The following is a 16,963-nucleotide window of genomic DNA, read 5'->3' as shown; positions in this document are numbered from 1 at the left end:
GAGAACGGCTCTTTCTTAATGTTCGAGTGCATCAAGCGCCTGCATCAGGTTGGCGTAAACTTTGATGTTCTTGAAATCGATGCCGAGGGTCACGGCGGTTTGTGCGATTTCAGGTCGGATGCCCGATAGGACCGATTCCACGCCGATGATTCTCAGCGAATCCATCAGCTGGAACAATTGATGCGCTACCATCGTATCGACGATCGGCACCGCCGACAGATCGATGTACAAGGTCGTCAATTGCTGCTTGGCGCTTTCTTCGAGCGCCGTCTCCAAAATCACTTTGGCGCGGTATGTATCAATTCCGCCGACCAATGGCAAGATGCCGACACCTTTACGGATTGGAATGACAGGACTGCTCAACTCGTCGATCACTTCCTGCTGGCTCGCAAGCAAGCGCTGGTGGGCTTCATGATGATGGCGCGCGAAGCTTTCGATAATGAAGTCAAACATATCGTTTAACATTTCGCTCCAGCGCAGCGCATCCCGGCTGTCCGCTCTTTCGACTTCCTCAAAAAACTTGCGGACACAATTCCAATAGATTCTGCGCAATTGCCCAAGATGCTCCATTACTTCATAAAGCGGAACGGATTGCTGGGCCCGTTCTTTTGCAATCGTCGATGACCAATCTTCAACGTAAGCAAGTGATTCTTCTTTGTCGTGGATAAAAATTGCCGTGACGGCCTCGATAAAGCCTAGCGATTCTTTTCTCAGTTTCTCTACCGTATCGTCGGATGCACGGGCGGAATATACGGTATTTGCATGATTGCTGCGTGTGGAAAGCCATTCATCGACCATGGCATTTTTGTTTTTTAGAATGAAATCATGTAGCTCTCTGCTAATTTCTCCCATGATATATGCCGCTCCTTTTTCTAACTTGTCCCTACCATCTTATAAGATATGCCAATCGAAAAGCAAATTTCCCTTCTCTGCCTGCCAACACCATATGTAAAATGATAAGATAAAACCAAGGAAAGGAGACTGAATAATGGCACCATTAAACTTAGAGAACCAGGAATACGCGACACGCCTTTACAGCGCATATGAAAACCGGCAAGCTTTCGGGAAAGACCGGATTCCACAATCGATCCATCCCCGCCTCGCCTATGAGGTGCAGCAGGCAGTGACAGCAAAAAAAGCACAGAACGGGGAACCGCTGGCAGGCTATAAAATCAGTTTGACAAGCCCCGAGACCCAGCAATTGTTCAGCTCCGAAAAGCCATTGTACGGCGCATTGACCGCTCCCTCCATTTCGGGCAACACCATTGAGCTCTCAAGCATGCTGTCACCATTGATCGAAATCGAATTGATGTTCCTCGTCCAAGAAGATATCGACGCCAATGATTCCACAACAGCGATTCTTGAAAAAACCTTGGTCGCCCCGGGCATCGAAGTTCCAGACTCGCGATTCACCGAGTGGTTCCCGAATATCACACTCGGACAAGTCATCGCAGACAGCGCAGTCGCTGGCCGCATCGTCGTCGGGGAACCCGCAAAAAGCCGTTCATACGATCAACTCGATCAAGTCCACGGCGAATTATTCCTCGACGGCGAACCGATTGCTTCCGGAAGCTCATCTGAAGTACTGGGGCACCCGGTGAACGCTATCAAATGGCTGGCCGCAGAACTTGAAGCGCATGGCCTAAAGCTAAAGCGCGGCCTGACCGTTTCATCCGGCACGTTCATCTTGCCAAAGCCGCTTGAAAAAGGGCGTTACGAAGCGAAATACGAAGGCATCGGCAGTGTCGAACTGACCGTCCATTAAAAAATCCCCGGCTGCTTTTGCAGCTGGGGATTTTGGTGTTCATATCAAACAACACATTTTACAGCAAGAAGCCGTTCTTTTTCGCATCAAACGTCAGCTCTTCACGGAACTTTGGATGCGCGATATTGATAAGGCGCTTTGCACGCTCGGCAAGAGACACGCCGTGCAGGCGCGCAATGCCGTATTCCGTGACGATGTTGTCGACATCGTTTTTGCCTGTCGTCACGACCGATTGAGGCGCCAAGTTCAGCTTGATGCGCGACAAGCTCTCGCTTTTGGCAGTCGACGGCATGCAGATATAGCCTTTGCCGTTTTCTGCGAAGCGGACGCCTCGCGCGAAATCGACTTGGCCGCCGCTGGATGAATAATATTTTCCGCCGACCGTTTCCGAAGCGCATTGGCCGTACAAATCAACTTCTGTCGTCGCATTGATGGAGACGATATTTTTCTCTTTGGCGATTTCCCGCGGATCGTTGACAACACTCACCGGCAGCATCTCCACGGCCGGGTTGCCATCAATGAAATCGTACAAATTCTTTGAACCGTAGGCGAACGTCGCGACAATCTTGCCAGGGTTCGTAAATTTGCGCGTGCCGTCGATTGCTCCCGAATTGACGAGGTCCGCCACGCCGTCCGGCAGCATTTCCGTATGGATCCCCAAATGGCGATGGTCTTTCAGCATGCTAATGACGGCGTTCGGCACAGAACCGATGCCGATCTGAAGCGTATCGCCGTTTTCGATGTCGCCGATGATCGATGAGGCAATCTGGATGTCCATCTCGCTGATTTCACCGGCCTTCTCTTCTGCAAGCGGCGCGTGATGCTCCACGTAGCCTGCAATTTGGCTAATGTGGATTTGGTTGCGGCCGAATGTACGCGGCATGTGTTCGTTCACTTCCAAGATAAACGGCACTTTTCCAACGAATTCAGCGACGTAATCGGCTTGTGTGCCGAATGTGAAGTAGCCGTGTTCGTCCATCGGCGAAGCGACTGTCATGATCATCGACATCTTCGTCGCTTTTTGCAACAGGCGCGGCATCTCGTGGAAATTATTCGGCACCAGGTCCATCTTCGCTTGCTGGTACACTTTGCGGGTCGCGCCGCTCAGGAAATACGACACATGGCGAAGCTGCTCGAGTTCTCCGCGGATGTAAGCACGTTCGCGCAAGGCGAGCATTTGGTGAATCTTGACCCCCTCCAGTTCCTGGGCGTGTTGTTCCAGGATATCGAGCAGCCGGACCGGCTCCCCATTCGCAATCGGCACGATGATATCCGCTTGCGCTTCGATTAAATCGACCACTTGCTTCGGGCTAAGTTGTTTGGACATCTGCATTCACTCCTGATTTCTAATATTGTTTCCACTTTATCATAGAATTTGCGCTTGATTGAGTTGCCAAACTTTCATCGCTATTCTGCCTTTTCAGTCAAAAGAGCCACCGCAGAACCAAGATGGGTTCTGCGGTGGCTCCCTCGCTATTTATTGCTGCGTTTTTTCACCGCAAAGCTCGCGATGATGCCGCCAATGCCGAATGCGGCCATTACACCCCATAAAATAAGCAAGATGATCGAGCCAATGCCGGTGCTACCGTCCATGACTGATGACAGCTGCAGGAGAAAGAAGCCAAGACTGAAAAGTACTATCGCTCCGAAATAAATCAGTCTGGCATTGAAACTGAAATTTTTCATCGTCAAAACCCCTTTGCCAATCTGCTTGCCTGCTGAAAAGACTCTTTTTGAAAACAAGCTTTGCTCTTATCATTCACGTTCCAGCCACATTGTAAACGTTTCGCATCACTTCAATTGGAAACGTGTCCGGCTGATGCCTTCTTTCGTCTTTTCCACTTCCAAAATCGCCGGAATCGCCGCTTTCAGTTCCTGCACATGGGAAATGACGCCGATCATCCGTCCCGATTTCTGTAAGTCCACCAATGTCTCGATCGCTTTGTTCAAGGATTCTTCATCCAGCGAGCCGAAGCCTTCATCGATAAACATGGTTTCAATCGATACATTTCCTTCAAAACTTTGGATGACATCGGCCATCCCGAGCGCCAGGCACAAAGAGGCATTGAACTTCTCTCCGCCTGACATCGTTTTGACGTCGCGCGTCTGTCCGGTATAGGCATCGTATACATCCAGGCCGAGGCCGCTTTGTTTCCCGCGCGCTTCCTGCCGGTCGCTTCTCGTCAAATGGAATTGCCCGTTCGATAAATGCTTCAGCCGTTCATTGGCCGCTTCCAAAATCTGTTCCAAATACTCGATCTGCAAATAGCGTTCAAAGGACAACTTCACATCGTTCTGGCCCCGGATGGTATCGTACAGGTCAACGATGCGCGCAAATTCCGCTTCAGCTGCCGCTTCTTTTGCCGACGCCTCAGAGACTTCGTCAAAGAACGCTTGGGCTTTTTTCTGATATTCTTTGAATCGATTCAATTCAGACAGCGCCTGTTCGTAATCGGCTTTCAATTCGGCAAGCGCTTGTTCCGCATCCGACACGTCAATACGGCCACGGCCATCAAGCGCGCTTTCAAGTTCCGCCGTTTGCCGCTCTGTCGTGTGGCGGTCTTGCTTGTACTGCTCAATTCGCGTTTTCAATTCTTCGTAACGGGATGCTTCCAGTTTGGCCTGTTGATAAGCTTCCTTCGTAGCGAACGCAGATTTCACGAGCGCTTCCTCGAAACGGCTTTCGGCATGGCCGCGCTTCTCTTGCAATTCTTGCACGGACTGCTTGCTGTGGCGAAGCGACACTGCCGCTTCCGACACTTGCCGTTCAGCTTTTTGCAAAGCCTCCTGCGCTTGTTGCCAAGCAGCATCCAAGCGGTCTTTTGATTCTTGCGCTTTTGCGGTCTCCGCTTGAAGCGCCCCCAGATCACGCAGCGCTTCCGGAATCGCCGTCAGTTTGCTTTCCAATACCGCTTGTGCCGATTCATATGCGCTGCGTTTTTCTTGTGCGCTGCGCTGGGCTTCCGCCTGTTGTTTTTTTAAGCTCGATAACTGCTCTTCCATCTCCCCAAACGCCAACTTGCGCTTGCGCAGCTGCTCCTTATCGGACTGCAATTGTTCGAGTTCTCCAGTTAATGAATGTTGCTCAGCCCGCGACGCCTCCAATTGTTCGCCAGCTTGTTCCGCAATGAGCGACATGGCGTCCAGTTCCTCCCGCTTCACTGCCGCCTGTTCACGAACTGCGGATTGTTCCGCTTCCGTTTTCCGGAATTTCTGCTCGCTTTGCGCCAACACTTGTTTGGCCTGTTCTATTGCGTGCTGGTTCACTGCTGCAGAACTGCCTGGCTGTTTTGCAGGGTGGTCGAGGCTGCCGCAAACGGGGCACGCTTCCCCGTCGTGCAGATTCGATGCGAGCAGCGCTGCCTGGTTGGCGAACCAATCCTGTTCCATCAATTGATAGGTTTTTTGCGCTTGTTCAAACTCTGCCTGATTTCCCGCTGATTGTTCGGCCAAACCTTCAAGCTTTTGTGCCAAGCGCAGGTATTCCGCCAAGACGCGTTGTTGTTCCATCAACCGGTTCTGGCGGTCCCGCTTATCGTCGAAATGCTCGAGTCTTTCTTCCAGTTGTTGTATCAATGATTTCGTTTGTGCCAACTTTTGCTCGGCACTTATTATTTGTTCATCGGTCCTTTGCAATGCCGTGCTGGCGTGGATAGCCGCTTTCTCCAATTGCCGGACAGCTGTACGCTGTCGCTCCAGTTCCTTTACGCCTGCTTCCATATCAACCAAGCGGATCAGCGCTTGCTGTGCAGTTTGACGCTGTTCATGACGGTTTTCTTCTTCATCTTTCACTTGCTGCGCCTGTTGCTTCATTTCTTGGGCTTTCTGTTCAGCCGTCTCCGCACGAAGCAATTCTTCTTGTTTTTGGTGTTCATCGGCCACCAGTTCCAGCAGTTGTTCTTCCAAGCCCGTAATCATGCCCGCTTGATCGGCTGCCGTGACTTGCCGCTCCCATTCCTTGACCGCCGGAAGTTGCTGTTCGAGTTCTTGCAAATGACGCTGTTTCGTCTCCAATTCGTCGAAGCGCCCGTTCCAGCCTTTTGCTTCGTGGAACTCGGCCATCTTTTTATTGTGGAAATCATAGGATTTCTGATAGCGCTCTTGCAAGCCGATGCTTTCCGATTCATAATGGCGGATCTCCCCTTCAAGCCCTGTGAGCAGTTGGCTGCGCTGGAAATCGCCTTGTGCGAACACTTCAAAAAGAGCCGATTCCCGTTGCGGCAAAGAACCCGCGATCGCCTGCACTTGCTCTTTGTAAAGCAGCTGCTGCGCTTTGAATCGTTCCTGCGCCTCGTCTTTTTTCTGTTTGAGCCGTTCGGCCACCAAACGGTATGGTTCGGTACGGAAAATCTTCCTTAAAATCGCTTCCTTATTATCGGTTTCAGACGTCAAGAGCTTGCGGAATTCCCCTTGCGGCAGCATGACGATCTGGTTGAATTGGGGAAAAGTCAGCCCGAGGATTTCTTCGATGCGGCGATTGAGTTCCGAGACGATTTGCCGCTCGACGCAAGGCTTTTCACCCGCATCGGTCACTTCGAAAAATTCATAGCGTTCACCGGTCGCGCTTTTATTGCCTGTTTTCACATGGCTCATCTGCCGCAGGATGCGGTAAGTCGTGCCGTGCACTTCAAAGGTCAATTCAGCTGAAGTATGGACCGAATCCTTGGCAAAATCGCTGCGCAGGTTTTTCGGTTCGCTGCGGTCCGAGCCGCTTGCAGATCCGTAAAGCGCGAAACAAATACCGTCGAAAATGCTCGTTTTGCCAGAACCGGTGCTGCCGGAAATGACAAATAAACGATTGCCTTCCAAGTCTTCAAAATTGATTTCCTCACTGTCGCGGTACGGGCCGAATGCCGTCAGTTTCAATTTCACCGGTCTCATGATTTCACCTCTTCCCGTTCAGAATCTGCCTGCAGGAATTCCTGCAGCACGTCACCGAACAGTTCAGCTGTTTCCGCAGATGGTACATCGCCTTTTACTTCTTCATAAAACGCGTTGAATAATTGCATCGGGTCCATTTTCCGGCGGTTGCCGAGAGTCGATTCGCCGGCTTCTTTTGCGAAAGTTTTGCGCTGCACATGCATCGCATTCGGATACACGGAGCGCACTTTTTCCATCGGATACAAAACGGGCGTCTCGTCGAGCAAGGTGACGAAAACATAATCCTCGCTTCTCTCATGCCCCATGATGTCCGCGATGGTCCCTTCGACTGAACGCATATCGCGCTTCGCTTCGAACAAACGCTTTTCGACCGTGACGGCACCGTCCGCCGCCAAGTCGACAATATGGAAGCCTTTTTGATGATGCTCTTCTGAAATCGAATACTTTAACGGCGACCCTGAATAGCGGATCGTTTCATTCAATACATAATGTGCTTTATGCAAATGGCCGAGCGCTGTGTAATGGAACGGCTGGAAATGCTGCGCGCTGACATGTTCCGCCCCGCCGATCGCAAGCGGCCGTTCGGAATCGCTTGTGTTGTCTTCCTGTTCCCCCCGCGGCGTCACAAATGCATGGCCGACGAACACATGGCGTACAGACGGATTCATTTCCGCGGAAATGCGCGCAGAGATTGCTTTCATCGCATCGTCATGGGTTTTGATGTCCGGATCTTCAAAAACATGGCGCACCATCGACGGGTCCGTGTACGGCACTAGATGGAAATGCACTTCTCCCGCTTCATCGTTCAAAACGACCGGCTCGAATTCAGGACGGATCGGTCCCGCGATATGGAGGCCGTTGCTTTTCAATGCGCGGCTTCCAAAATCCAAGCGGCTTGGACTGTCATGGTTGCCCGCCACAGCAATCACCGGCACTTTCATGTCCAACACGATTCTTGCGAGTAGATCATCCAGCAAACGCACCGCTTCTGTCGGCGGCACGGCACGGTCATATAAATCGCCCGCAATAACCAGTGCATCGGGGCGCTCCTGTTCAATCGCTTCGATTAATTGATCCAGCACAAATCGCTGGTCTTCTGTCATATGTACGCCCTGCACCAATTTTCCGAGATGCCAGTCAGCGGTATGGATGAATTTCATAAAAAGATCCCCTTTCTTCTATATAAAAGAATATACGTTCGTTCCATTATACACGATTCATTTCACTTGTTTCATTCCCCCGGCCCGTATATAATGAGAACAAACGTTCTTATCCGAGGAGGGTTATCATGAAAGCGCAACTTCTGAAAGCATTCAAATACCGGCAATTGATCGACATGATGTACATTGCAAACGACGGCACCATCAGCAAACGCCGCGTGAAAATCCTGAAAGTCAGCGGGGATTCGTTCCAAGCTTATTGTTTTTTACGCCGCGAGAAGCGCCATTTTAAAATCAGCCATGTGCTTTCATGCATGCCCGTCCGAACAAGAGAACGCCAAATTGTCTGAATCCTTTTCCCGCCCCTCTTTCTTTATGCTACACTAAGAGGAAATGGAAAATGGAGGTTGAGAATTATGAGATTAACCGTTTATCTTGCAGGCGAAATTCACAGTTCGTGGCGCGAAGAAATCAAAAAGAAAGCCTTGGCGCTTAATTTGCCGGTCGATTTCGTCGGCCCGATGGAAGACCACGACCGCTCCGATAATATTGGCGAAGAAATCCTCGGCGAACAGCCGAACGCCATCTTCAAGGACGCTGCGGCATCCAGCTTCAATAATTTGCGCACGAGCGTCTTGATGGAAAAGTCGGACCTTGTCATCGCCTTGTTCGGCGAGCAGTACAAGCAGTGGAATACCGCGATGGACGCAAGCGCCGCTTTGGCGAGCCATAAACCGCTCATCGTCATCCGCCCTGAAAAACTCCATCACCCGCTAAAAGAACTTTCCCAAAAAGCGAACGCCACCGTCGAAACGTGCGACCAGGCGATCAAAGCTTTGTCTTATATTTTTGAATAACAAAAAGTGCAGCGGCTGAGTCGCTGCACTTTTTTATTGGTGAATTTGAATGATGGAAAATTAAAAGATGTGTCATTCATTGTTGGGTGCTTCTCTGAATAGTAGCTTCCCGGATCGAGCATTAACAAAGATAGCTAGAGTTTTTGTGTGTAAATGTTTGGGTGTTTGATTTAAGCTTCATCTTACTATTCGCCGCCCGGCTTTGGGTTGGCCTTTGGCAATAAGCCAGAAAGAGCGCCTGTCTTATTGCGTCGGCTCACCCTTGACGCTCGGCAGCTTGGAGATTCCTTTATGTGAAGAATATTTAATCAGATCTGCTTCTGTATTCAGTTGCCGGCTAGCGGGGGAATCGCTTCCTGAGATGGTGCGTCTGACAAGCCGCTGTTTGAACAGATCAAATTTGCTAGTATTTTTAATGGATGGAGACATGTGACACTTCATTCTTCGACCTGCCTGAAGCAAGCTATATAATAAGCTGATTTTCTACATTTCATTTTAAAGGAGCTGAAGAAATGATTTTCCCCTTTAAAGCTAGAGACGGAGTGGAAGGGGGATGACTCCTGAGGGACCGCGCGGGCTGGCGAGACAAATGTGCCGCGCTCTTCGGCACATTGGCTCAACACCCGCCCCTCGGAAAGCAGCCCCCTGTAACGCAGTCGAAAAGCGGAAGCTTTTCTACTCACTTTCCTATACTATACTCTCCACGTAGTCCGAGCTATATGGAGTGTTCGATTGGAGCGCAATCCCCCCATATAAAAATTACTACTTCCCTCTCTTGTACTTCACATACTTGATTCCATACAAAAACCGGCCGAAAAATATTCTCGGCCGGTTTTGCAAAGCTGATTTCATTCCATTATTGGTACCATGCTCCAACGACCGGGTAATCGTACGGCTCGTTGTTCAAGGCTTTGATGATTGCGATGATCGGCACGATGATACCAATGGCGCCGAACAACAGCAAGAGCGGGAATCCGATTAAAACCACTGTCAGTAAGCTTGATACAAAAATCAATGCACTCATGACCAATTGGAACAATAAAGCTTGAATCGATAGTTTCTTCACTTCCTGATCGGCCGAAAGAATAAAGACAATCACCGGGACAAGAAACGGAAGGAAAAACGCACTGGCGTGGACGAGTATTTTCATTCCTGTGTTCTCCATTAGGTTGACCTCCAGTCAAATTGCTTTCTTACCCTTATATACGGCCGATGATCAAAAAAGTTTCATTTTTTTACTCGGAAGCACGCAAAACCACTTTGCCGAACTGCTTGCCTTCCGCCAAATAATCAAACGCTTCTTGCGCTTCGTCCAAAGAGAAGACGCGGTCGACGACAGGATGGGTACCGTGTTGTTCGATATGCTGGAGCATGTCGCGCAATTCCTCGCGGCTGCCCATCGTCGAACCGAACAATTGGTATTGCCCATAGAAGAAGCTGCGCAAATTGAAATCGACATTATCAGCGGTCGTCGCACCGAAAATGACGATGCGCCCGCCTTTTTTCAATACGTCGAGTGAACGGTTGAATGTCGCGCCGCCAACGCTGTCGATGACGAGGTCAATCGTCTGGCCTTCGAGTTCCTTGACCCAATCGCTGTCGGTCGGGATGGCGATATCCGCGCCGATTTCTTTTGCGCGGGCCAGTTTCTCTTCACTTCTTGAGGTGACGATTACCGTCGCGCCGGCATTTTTCGCGAACTGGATCAAAAACGTCGCAACGCCGCTTCCTGCGCCTGGAATGAACAAGGTATCGCCTTTTTTCACTTGCCCTTTCGTAAACAAGGCACGGTAGCCAGTCAAAGCAGGAAGCGCGAGCCCGCCTGCTTCTTCCCATGACAGGTGCACTGGCTTTTTCTCCAGTTGCTGGGCGGAAATGGAAATTTTCTCGGCGAACGTCCCGTGGTCCGGCATGCCGAGAATATCAAAGCCTTCCGGCGGCGCGTCGCTGTTTTGTTCCCAGCGCAGCCCCGGATTAATGATGACTTCATCGCCTACTTCAAAATCGGTCACGCCTTCGCCGAGCGATTCGACAACGCCTGCCCCGTCCGACCCGATGATCAGTGCTTCCGGATTATCCCCGTAGCGTTTCAATAGGCCGAGGTCGCGGCGGTTGACGCCTGCGTCGCGAATTTTCACGACCACTTCTCCTTGTTGCGCTGTTGGTTCCGGCATGTCTTTTAATTTATATTGTCCTGCTTCCATTACAAATGCTTTCAAACTGCGTCACCCTCCTGAAAATGTTGGCTGAATTGTTCGAGCTGCTGCTTGCTGATGATGTCTTGCGAAAACAGCGGAATGTACAATAGCTGCTGTTTCGGGAATGTTTCTTTGATCATGTCCATATATTTCGTTTCGTGCTTTTTGCGTTCCTGGAAAAATGCGCCTTCCACTTGTTTCGGAAGCACTTTATTGATGATCAAGGTTTTCACATGGAGATGGTATTTATCCAATAGCTCCAATGCTTTTTTCGTCTCCAAGATCGGCAGGCGCTCCGGGTTCAAGACGAAAACAAAACCGGTTTGCTTGGCGTCGAGTAAAATATCACGCGCTTTCGAGAAGCGTTCCTGGCGCTCGCGCAAGACATCGTAGATCGGATCTTCGCGTGGTTCGCCGTCGTTCAACAGCGCCGTATAGTTCTCATTGGTTTTCCGGCGCTTATCAAGCAAGCCTTCAATCCACACCCCCATCAGTTCCGGCAGCGACAACAGCCGGATCGTGTGCCCGGTCGGTGCCGTGTCGAACACGAGCTTGTCGAAATGCTGGCGCTCTTCCAAGATAATGTGGATCAGTTTGTCAAAAAGCGCTGCCTCATCCGCGCCTGGAGAGGCTTTTGCCGTATCGAGCTGGCGGTTCACTTCTTCCATCATGCTCGTGTGGACCGTTCCGCGAATATTGTTTTTGACGCCTTTGATGTAATTTTCGGTCTCGATTTCAGGGTCGATTTCAAGCGCGTATAAATTGTCGGCGATTTCTTTTGTGCGGCCGCCGATTTGTTCGTTGAAAATGTCCCCGACATTATGCGCGGGGTCTGTAGAGACCAGCAACGTCCTGTAGCCCGCTTTAGCGGATTGCCAGGCGATCGCTGCAGCGGATGTCGATTTGCCGACACCGCCTTTGCCTCCGACAAAAATAATGCTTTTCGATAATACATCCATGATAGTCCCTCGTTTCGTTAAATGTCAGCAGCAACGGATTCCAGACAGCGGCGATTTCTCCATGCCCATGCGCAAATGCCAGTCGTGGAATTCCTCGATCATGTACGGGTAAAGCTCGAGCGTATAGTAATAGACCGGATTCGGGATGCCGAGCATTTCCGAATACAGCATCAGCAGGAACAAATCATCTTCACTGCGGAGCTCCCGGGCGATTTCCGTTCGGTGCGGATGTTCCAAGACAGCCTCATACCAGTCAATTAGTTTTTTCAGTTTTTCGCTGATCGGCATAGCGCACCTCTTCCTGAAAAAAGTACAAGGGATCACATGAATATGATCCCTTGGCATTTCTTCCTATAATAGTGAACAGCCTTCTGGCAGCAGTTCTATTTCCCGTTGCATTCTTTACCGCTATTATTTCAAATCTTCATCTGAAAAGCCAGGATTTGATTTGCTCATGAGTGCCTGTGCGGCAGTCAAGATGATCCACAGGGTAAAGACGAAAATGATGGCCCCGAAGACAAACAGCAATGTATTCGACCCTTCATTGTACCAAGCCCATTGCAGGAACACTTGCTGGAACATCGCCCACAGCGTCATGAACATCAAGAACGCCATCGGAATAATGGTGATCATGTAATTTCTTCCGAGCTTGCGAAGCCAGATCGAAATCAACAGCAAGCTGATACCGGCAAGCAACTGGTTGGATGTGCCAAACAACGGCCATAATAAGTAGCCGCCTGAACCGAATCCATTTGGCCCTTCCGGCAAGATGACGAGCGCCGCGCTCGAAAGCACCGCAATCGAAGTCGCGACATGCTTTTTCTCAAGCTGAGGCACTTTGTATTCAACACCCAGCTCAGAGATGATATAGCGCATGAGGCGGACAGATGTATCAAGTGTGGTGGCAGCGAACGAAACGACGATGATCGAAACGATCGTCGAAGCGACTGATCCCGGAATCATCAATCCGGAAGCAAGAATTGTCGCGCCTTCGATGAAGTTTCCAAGGCCGGCACCGCTTGCTTCAGCGAAGCTGCTGTAAGAAGCGCTGAATGCTTCCCGATTAGGAAATAGCGTGATGACGGCAATAATCGAGATCAACGCGAGTACGCCTTCACCGACAGCTCCCAAGTATCCGACAAAGCGGGCATCTGTTTCTTTATCCAGCTGCTTCGATGAAGTGCCTGAGGAAACGAGCCCGTGGAAGCCGGAAATCGCCCCACAAGCGATGGTGATGAAGAGCAGTGGGAACCAAGAAACATCGGCACCCGGATTTGTGGCAGGAGCCGTGATTTCAGGATTCGTGAACAATAGGCCAAGATACAAAATCGCAAGGCCCACAATCAATTGATGGGAGTTAATGAAATCACGCGGCTGGAGCAGTTTCCAGACCGGCAGTGTGGATGCGATATAGACGTAAACCATCAACACGACAATCCAGATGAAGAATGCGCTGGAAATCGCGCCAAGGCCGAACAATCCGGCGCCTTCTTCCCCGCCCATATAGCGAACAAGGTCGATTTGCAGGAATTCCACTTGGCTGGAAATAACCGCCACACCGTACATGACAGCCAGTGCGATTAAGGAAGGAACAAGCATCTTCATATTGCGTTTGTAAGCAGCATAACCGATCCAAATCGCGAGCGGAATCTGGATGAACACCGGAATGACGCTGGCCGGATACGAGATGAATAAATTCGCGATGACCCAGGCGAATACCGCATTGACCATGAGCACCAAAATCAAGATGATGAACAAGAACAAGATTTTTCCACGCTGCCCGATCAAACGGTGAGCGAGCGTCCCGACGGATTGCCCTTTGTTGCGGACCGAAAGCGCGAGTGTTCCAAAATCATGGACACCGGCTGCAAAAACCGTACCCAAAACGACCCAAAGGACCGCTGGCAGCCAGCCCCAATAGACGGCAATGGCCGGCCCGAGAATCGGCGCTGCCCCCGCAACGGAAGTGAAATGATGTCCCCATAAGACGAATTTATTGGTCGGGACAAAGTCGACGCCATCTTTATAACGGTGGGCCGGTGTTACGTAATTCGGATCAAGCTTGAAGATCTTTTCTGCTACGAACTTGGAATAAAACCGGTATCCGAGAACGAATATAAACAGTCCAATAGCAGCTAAAACAATTGCATTCACATTCCCCAACTCCCTTTTGTCATTTTTGAAATTTCTGCATATCTTGTTTAATCATAGAGGAGTATTTTAATATTGTAAATGTTCTGTTTTTTTATTTCTCTTTAATGTTGTTTTCTTCGTATAATTTCAGCTTCGTATAGACGGTCTCAAGCACCGGAACCGGAACTTCGGCTTGCTGGGCTTTTTCGATGAGATGCCCTTGCAGATGATCGGCTTCGATGCCTTGGCCTTTTTCCATATCCCGCTGCATCGATGATTTCATGCTGTCGTCCATGCTGTTGACTTTGTCGAGCTGGATGGCGGCGATCCCTTTTTTGATTGGCGCATCGATCGCCGTCATGACTGCTTCTAGTTCTTCGAGCAGCGATTGGATGGCAGATTGGCCGGACGGCAGCTTGCGGATCGGGCCGATGGGGGATTCCATGAGGGAAGTGATGCCGGACATCGCCGTGATGAACATATATTTATGCCACATGTCCTGATCGATATCCTCACTCAACACGAATTCCGCCTTCGTCCCATCGAAATGCGCTTTCAATTTGTCGATGCGCGCTGTCCGCTCGCCGCCCCGTTCCCCGTAAACCAATTGATGGATCGGGCTCGTCTGGACAATCGACCCGTCTTCGCCGATGGTCGTCTCGATAAAGCATAAGCCGCCGATCACCGCTTCTTCTCCGAACGCAGATACGAGTTGGTCGACATGTGCAATGCCGTTCAGCAGCGGCAAGACCATTGTCTGCTCGCCAACGAACGGACGGATGTCTTCGATAGCTTGTTCAAGCTGATACGCTTTTGTCGATAGGAGAATAACATCGAACGGCTCGGCTTTCATCGTTTTCGTCAAAAGAGCCGGCTGGAGATGGAGATCTCCGTGCCGGCTATTGACGCGCAAGCCTTCTTCTTCAATCTTTTTTTTGCGCCCTTCCCTGACTAGAAATGTTACGTCTTCGCCTTTTTCCAGCAAACGCGCACCGAAGTATCCCCCGATGCCGCCTGCACCTACCATCAACATTCTCATCGTGACACATCCTTTTTTAATTTTGTTTATAGATCCAGCGCTCCGCTTCCATGACCCGTTCGCATCTGCCCTCAGCGCGCAAATATTCAAGGTGGGCCAAAGTTTCCCCAACCGCAAAACGCATTTCGTGGACTGTCAACGGCCGGTCGAACAGGCGCTCGCGCACTTCAAAAATCGTTAGCGGCTGTTCAAGCATCTGCCACGTCGCCTCCAAGCGTTCTTCGTGATGGGCAAGCAATTCATCGATCCGTTTGTTTGCGCCTTGGAACGGCTGGCCATGCGATGGGATGACCCAGTCCACATCCAGTTTGCGGATTTTCCCCAAAGAATCCATATACGTCAGAAGCGGATTCGGGTCGCCGTGAAACCAATAGGAAATATTCGGCGTGATGCGCGGCAAAATATGGTCTGCCGCTAATAACGCATCGTGCTCCCGTTGGTAAAAACACACCATGCCATCCGAATGCCCTGGCACGAACAGCACTTCATAGTCAAAGCGGCCGATGCGGATTTTCTCCCCTTCTTCGAAATGATGATCCACTTCCGGAAGCGGGGACACGAGCGGCTGAAAGGCTCTCGTGTTGTCCGCCATTTCCTGGGCTGCCTCTTCCGGGATGCCTGCCGCTTTGTAATGGCCGGGTAAGGCATCCAAAAACGCATCATCCCAGGAGTTCATTCCTGCATCCGCGTCGATTTTGCTCATCGACAGCCGCGCTCCGGTCTTCTGCTGCAAGCCGCCCGAATAGCCGAAATGATCGGGATGGTAGTGGGTCAAGAGAATTTGCTCTACGTTTTTGTCCCCGATTTCCCACTCCCACAACTCTCTAGATGCGTCATTGTTCAATCCGGCATCGATAATTGTCCAGCCTTCCCCCCCCTTTGCCATAAAGCAATTGACATGGTTCAGTCTAAACGGCAAAGGATGCCTTACTAGTTTCAATCCAAGTTCGTCCAGCACTTCTTGGGAATTGGTTTGCCGGGTTTTATTCATGGCTTCAGCACCAGCTTGCCGATTGTTTTGCGGCTTTGCAGTAGTTCGTGCACATCAGCTGCTTGTTCGAGGGGATACGTGCCGCCGATCGTTAATTTCAATTGTCCGCTATCCATATATCCGAGCAATTCCTGAAAGCTTTTTTGGAACAACTCAGGTTTACGCATGATCTGTGGCAGGAAAAAACCGATGACCGATTGATTGCGCTTCATCAATTGACCTGGTGCGAATGTGGATTGCTCTCCGCTTGCCGCACCGAAGATGACCAATCGCCCAAACGGCGCCAAGGTTTTCAGCGTATCGTTGAAGACGCTCCCCCCGACCATTTCAAGCGCCAGGTCGACCCCTTTCCCTTCAGTGATTTCTTTGACGCGCTGCACCCAATCATCTTCGCTGTAGTTCACCAAATGAGTCGCACCCATTTTCTCGGCATGGAACAGTTTTTCTTCCGTGCTCGCTGTAGCGATGATTTTACCTGCCCCGAAAAGTTTCGCAAGCTGCACGGCAATCGTCCCGACACCTCCTGCGGCAGCATGGATCAACACCGTTTCACCGGGTTCCAAACGGCCCATCGTTTTTAGAATATGGTAAGCGCTCAAGCCTTGCAGCGGCAACGCGACGGCTTCTTCGAAACTGACGCCTTCCGGTACCGGCGTCAAGACCTGTTCTGGAATCGCCGCATATTCAGCGTAGCCAGATGACTCGATCAAGGCGACAACACGGTCACCGGATTTGAAACGCGTGACGCCTTCTCCTGTTTCAACGACCACGCCCGCCACTTCGGAACCTGGGATATAAGGCAATTCGGTCGGCACCACGTATTTCCCTTCACGTCTTGCCGTATCTGCGTAATTGACACCAGCCGCTTTCACTTCCATCAGCACTTCATGATTTTTCGGCTTTGGCCGCTCCAAATCTGTATATTGAAGCACTTCCGGCCCGCCGTATTCCTCGAATTTCACCACTTTCATCTCTTTTCC

Annotated in this window: 16 protein-coding genes; 3 read left to right on the top strand and 13 right to left on the bottom strand. The window is 50.6% G+C overall.

The window, feature by feature from the left end:
- Positions 1-15: 15 nt before the first annotated feature.
- The gene (locus tag AB9R92_RS06935) at positions 16-852 is read right to left on the bottom strand and encodes an STAS domain-containing protein (protein ID WP_370668730.1); all 837 of its coding nucleotides are present in this window, start codon (positions 850-852) and stop codon (positions 16-18) included.
- Between the two features lie 136 nt (positions 853-988).
- On the opposite strand from AB9R92_RS06935, the gene AB9R92_RS06930 reads away from it, so the two are divergent.
- Positions 989-1,765, top strand: a complete 777-nt coding sequence (locus tag AB9R92_RS06930; protein WP_370668729.1) for a 2-keto-4-pentenoate hydratase — start codon at positions 989-991, stop codon at positions 1,763-1,765.
- Between the two features lie 58 nt (positions 1,766-1,823).
- Here the strand turns inward: AB9R92_RS06930 and AB9R92_RS06925 are convergent, their stop codons facing one another.
- The 4 genes from AB9R92_RS06925 to AB9R92_RS06910 all read right to left on the bottom strand — a co-directional run bounded on the left by AB9R92_RS06925 (position 1,824) and on the right by AB9R92_RS06910 (position 7,806).
- On the bottom strand, positions 1,824-3,092 hold the full coding sequence (locus AB9R92_RS06925) for an acetyl-CoA hydrolase/transferase family protein (protein ID WP_370668728.1): 1,269 nt from the start codon (positions 3,090-3,092) through the stop codon (positions 1,824-1,826).
- A 146-nt stretch (positions 3,093-3,238) separates the two neighbouring features.
- Positions 3,239-3,451, bottom strand: coding sequence for a hypothetical protein (locus AB9R92_RS06920; RefSeq protein WP_370668727.1), 213 nt, complete (start codon positions 3,449-3,451; stop codon positions 3,239-3,241).
- Between the two features lie 105 nt (positions 3,452-3,556).
- A complete protein-coding gene (locus AB9R92_RS06915) occupies positions 3,557-6,646 on the bottom strand; it encodes an SbcC/MukB-like Walker B domain-containing protein (protein WP_370668726.1) in 3,090 nt (1,029 codons plus the stop codon).
- Positions 6,643-7,806 (bottom strand): exonuclease SbcCD subunit D, encoded by a 1,164-nt coding sequence (locus tag AB9R92_RS06910; protein ID WP_370668725.1) that lies wholly within the window; start codon positions 7,804-7,806, stop codon positions 6,643-6,645. Before AB9R92_RS06910 ends, AB9R92_RS06915 begins: the two co-directional genes overlap by 4 nt.
- Positions 7,807-7,934: 128 nt before the next feature.
- Here AB9R92_RS06910 and AB9R92_RS06905 point away from each other — a divergent pair, with 128 nt between their 5' ends.
- A complete protein-coding gene (locus AB9R92_RS06905) occupies positions 7,935-8,156 on the top strand; it encodes a transcriptional regulator (protein ID WP_216969444.1) in 222 nt (73 codons plus the stop codon).
- Between the two features lie 66 nt (positions 8,157-8,222).
- Positions 8,223-8,663: a YtoQ family protein gene (locus tag AB9R92_RS06900; RefSeq protein ID WP_370668724.1), complete on the top strand. Its 441-nt coding sequence runs from the start codon at positions 8,223-8,225 to the stop codon at positions 8,661-8,663.
- Between the two features lie 856 nt (positions 8,664-9,519).
- Here the strand turns inward: AB9R92_RS06900 and AB9R92_RS06895 are convergent.
- The 8 genes from AB9R92_RS06895 to AB9R92_RS06860 all read right to left on the bottom strand — a co-directional run bounded on the left by AB9R92_RS06895 (position 9,520) and on the right by AB9R92_RS06860 (position 16,954).
- The gene (locus AB9R92_RS06895; RefSeq protein WP_121300825.1) at positions 9,520-9,828 is read right to left on the bottom strand and encodes a DUF4870 domain-containing protein; all 309 of its coding nucleotides are present in this window, start codon (positions 9,826-9,828) and stop codon (positions 9,520-9,522) included.
- 70 nt (positions 9,829-9,898) lie between these two features.
- Entirely contained in the window at positions 9,899-10,882 is a 984-nt protein-coding gene (locus AB9R92_RS06890) for a zinc-binding dehydrogenase (RefSeq protein WP_370668723.1), read from the bottom strand.
- Positions 10,879-11,820, bottom strand: a complete 942-nt coding sequence (locus AB9R92_RS06885) for an ArsA family ATPase (RefSeq protein ID WP_370668722.1) — start codon at positions 11,818-11,820, stop codon at positions 10,879-10,881. Before AB9R92_RS06885 ends, AB9R92_RS06890 begins: the two co-directional genes overlap by 4 nt.
- Positions 11,821-11,844: 24 nt before the next feature.
- Positions 11,845-12,108 carry a cory-CC-star protein gene (locus AB9R92_RS06880; protein ID WP_370668721.1) on the bottom strand — a complete coding sequence of 88 codons (264 nt, stop codon included), beginning with the start codon at positions 12,106-12,108 and terminating at the stop codon, positions 11,845-11,847.
- 123 nt (positions 12,109-12,231) lie between these two features.
- On the bottom strand, positions 12,232-13,974 hold the full coding sequence (locus AB9R92_RS06875) for a carbon starvation CstA family protein (RefSeq protein WP_370668720.1): 1,743 nt from the start codon (positions 13,972-13,974) through the stop codon (positions 12,232-12,234).
- A gap of 91 nt (positions 13,975-14,065) precedes the next feature.
- Positions 14,066-14,992 (bottom strand): ketopantoate reductase family protein, encoded by a 927-nt coding sequence (locus AB9R92_RS06870; RefSeq protein WP_370668719.1) that lies wholly within the window; start codon positions 14,990-14,992, stop codon positions 14,066-14,068.
- Between the two features lie 16 nt (positions 14,993-15,008).
- Positions 15,009-15,983: an MBL fold metallo-hydrolase gene (locus AB9R92_RS06865; RefSeq protein WP_370668718.1), complete on the bottom strand. Its 975-nt coding sequence runs from the start codon at positions 15,981-15,983 to the stop codon at positions 15,009-15,011.
- Positions 15,980-16,954, bottom strand: coding sequence for a quinone oxidoreductase family protein (locus AB9R92_RS06860; RefSeq protein WP_370668717.1), 975 nt, complete (start codon positions 16,952-16,954; stop codon positions 15,980-15,982). The genes AB9R92_RS06865 and AB9R92_RS06860 overlap by 4 nt, the downstream gene beginning before the upstream one ends.
- Positions 16,955-16,963 lie beyond the last annotated feature (9 nt).

This window comes from Planococcus sp. SSTMD024, from assembly GCF_041320495.1.
Classification (GTDB): Bacteria; Bacillota; Bacilli; order Bacillales_A; family Planococcaceae; genus Planococcus.
This window is presented reverse-complemented; position numbering and strand designations above follow the sequence as displayed.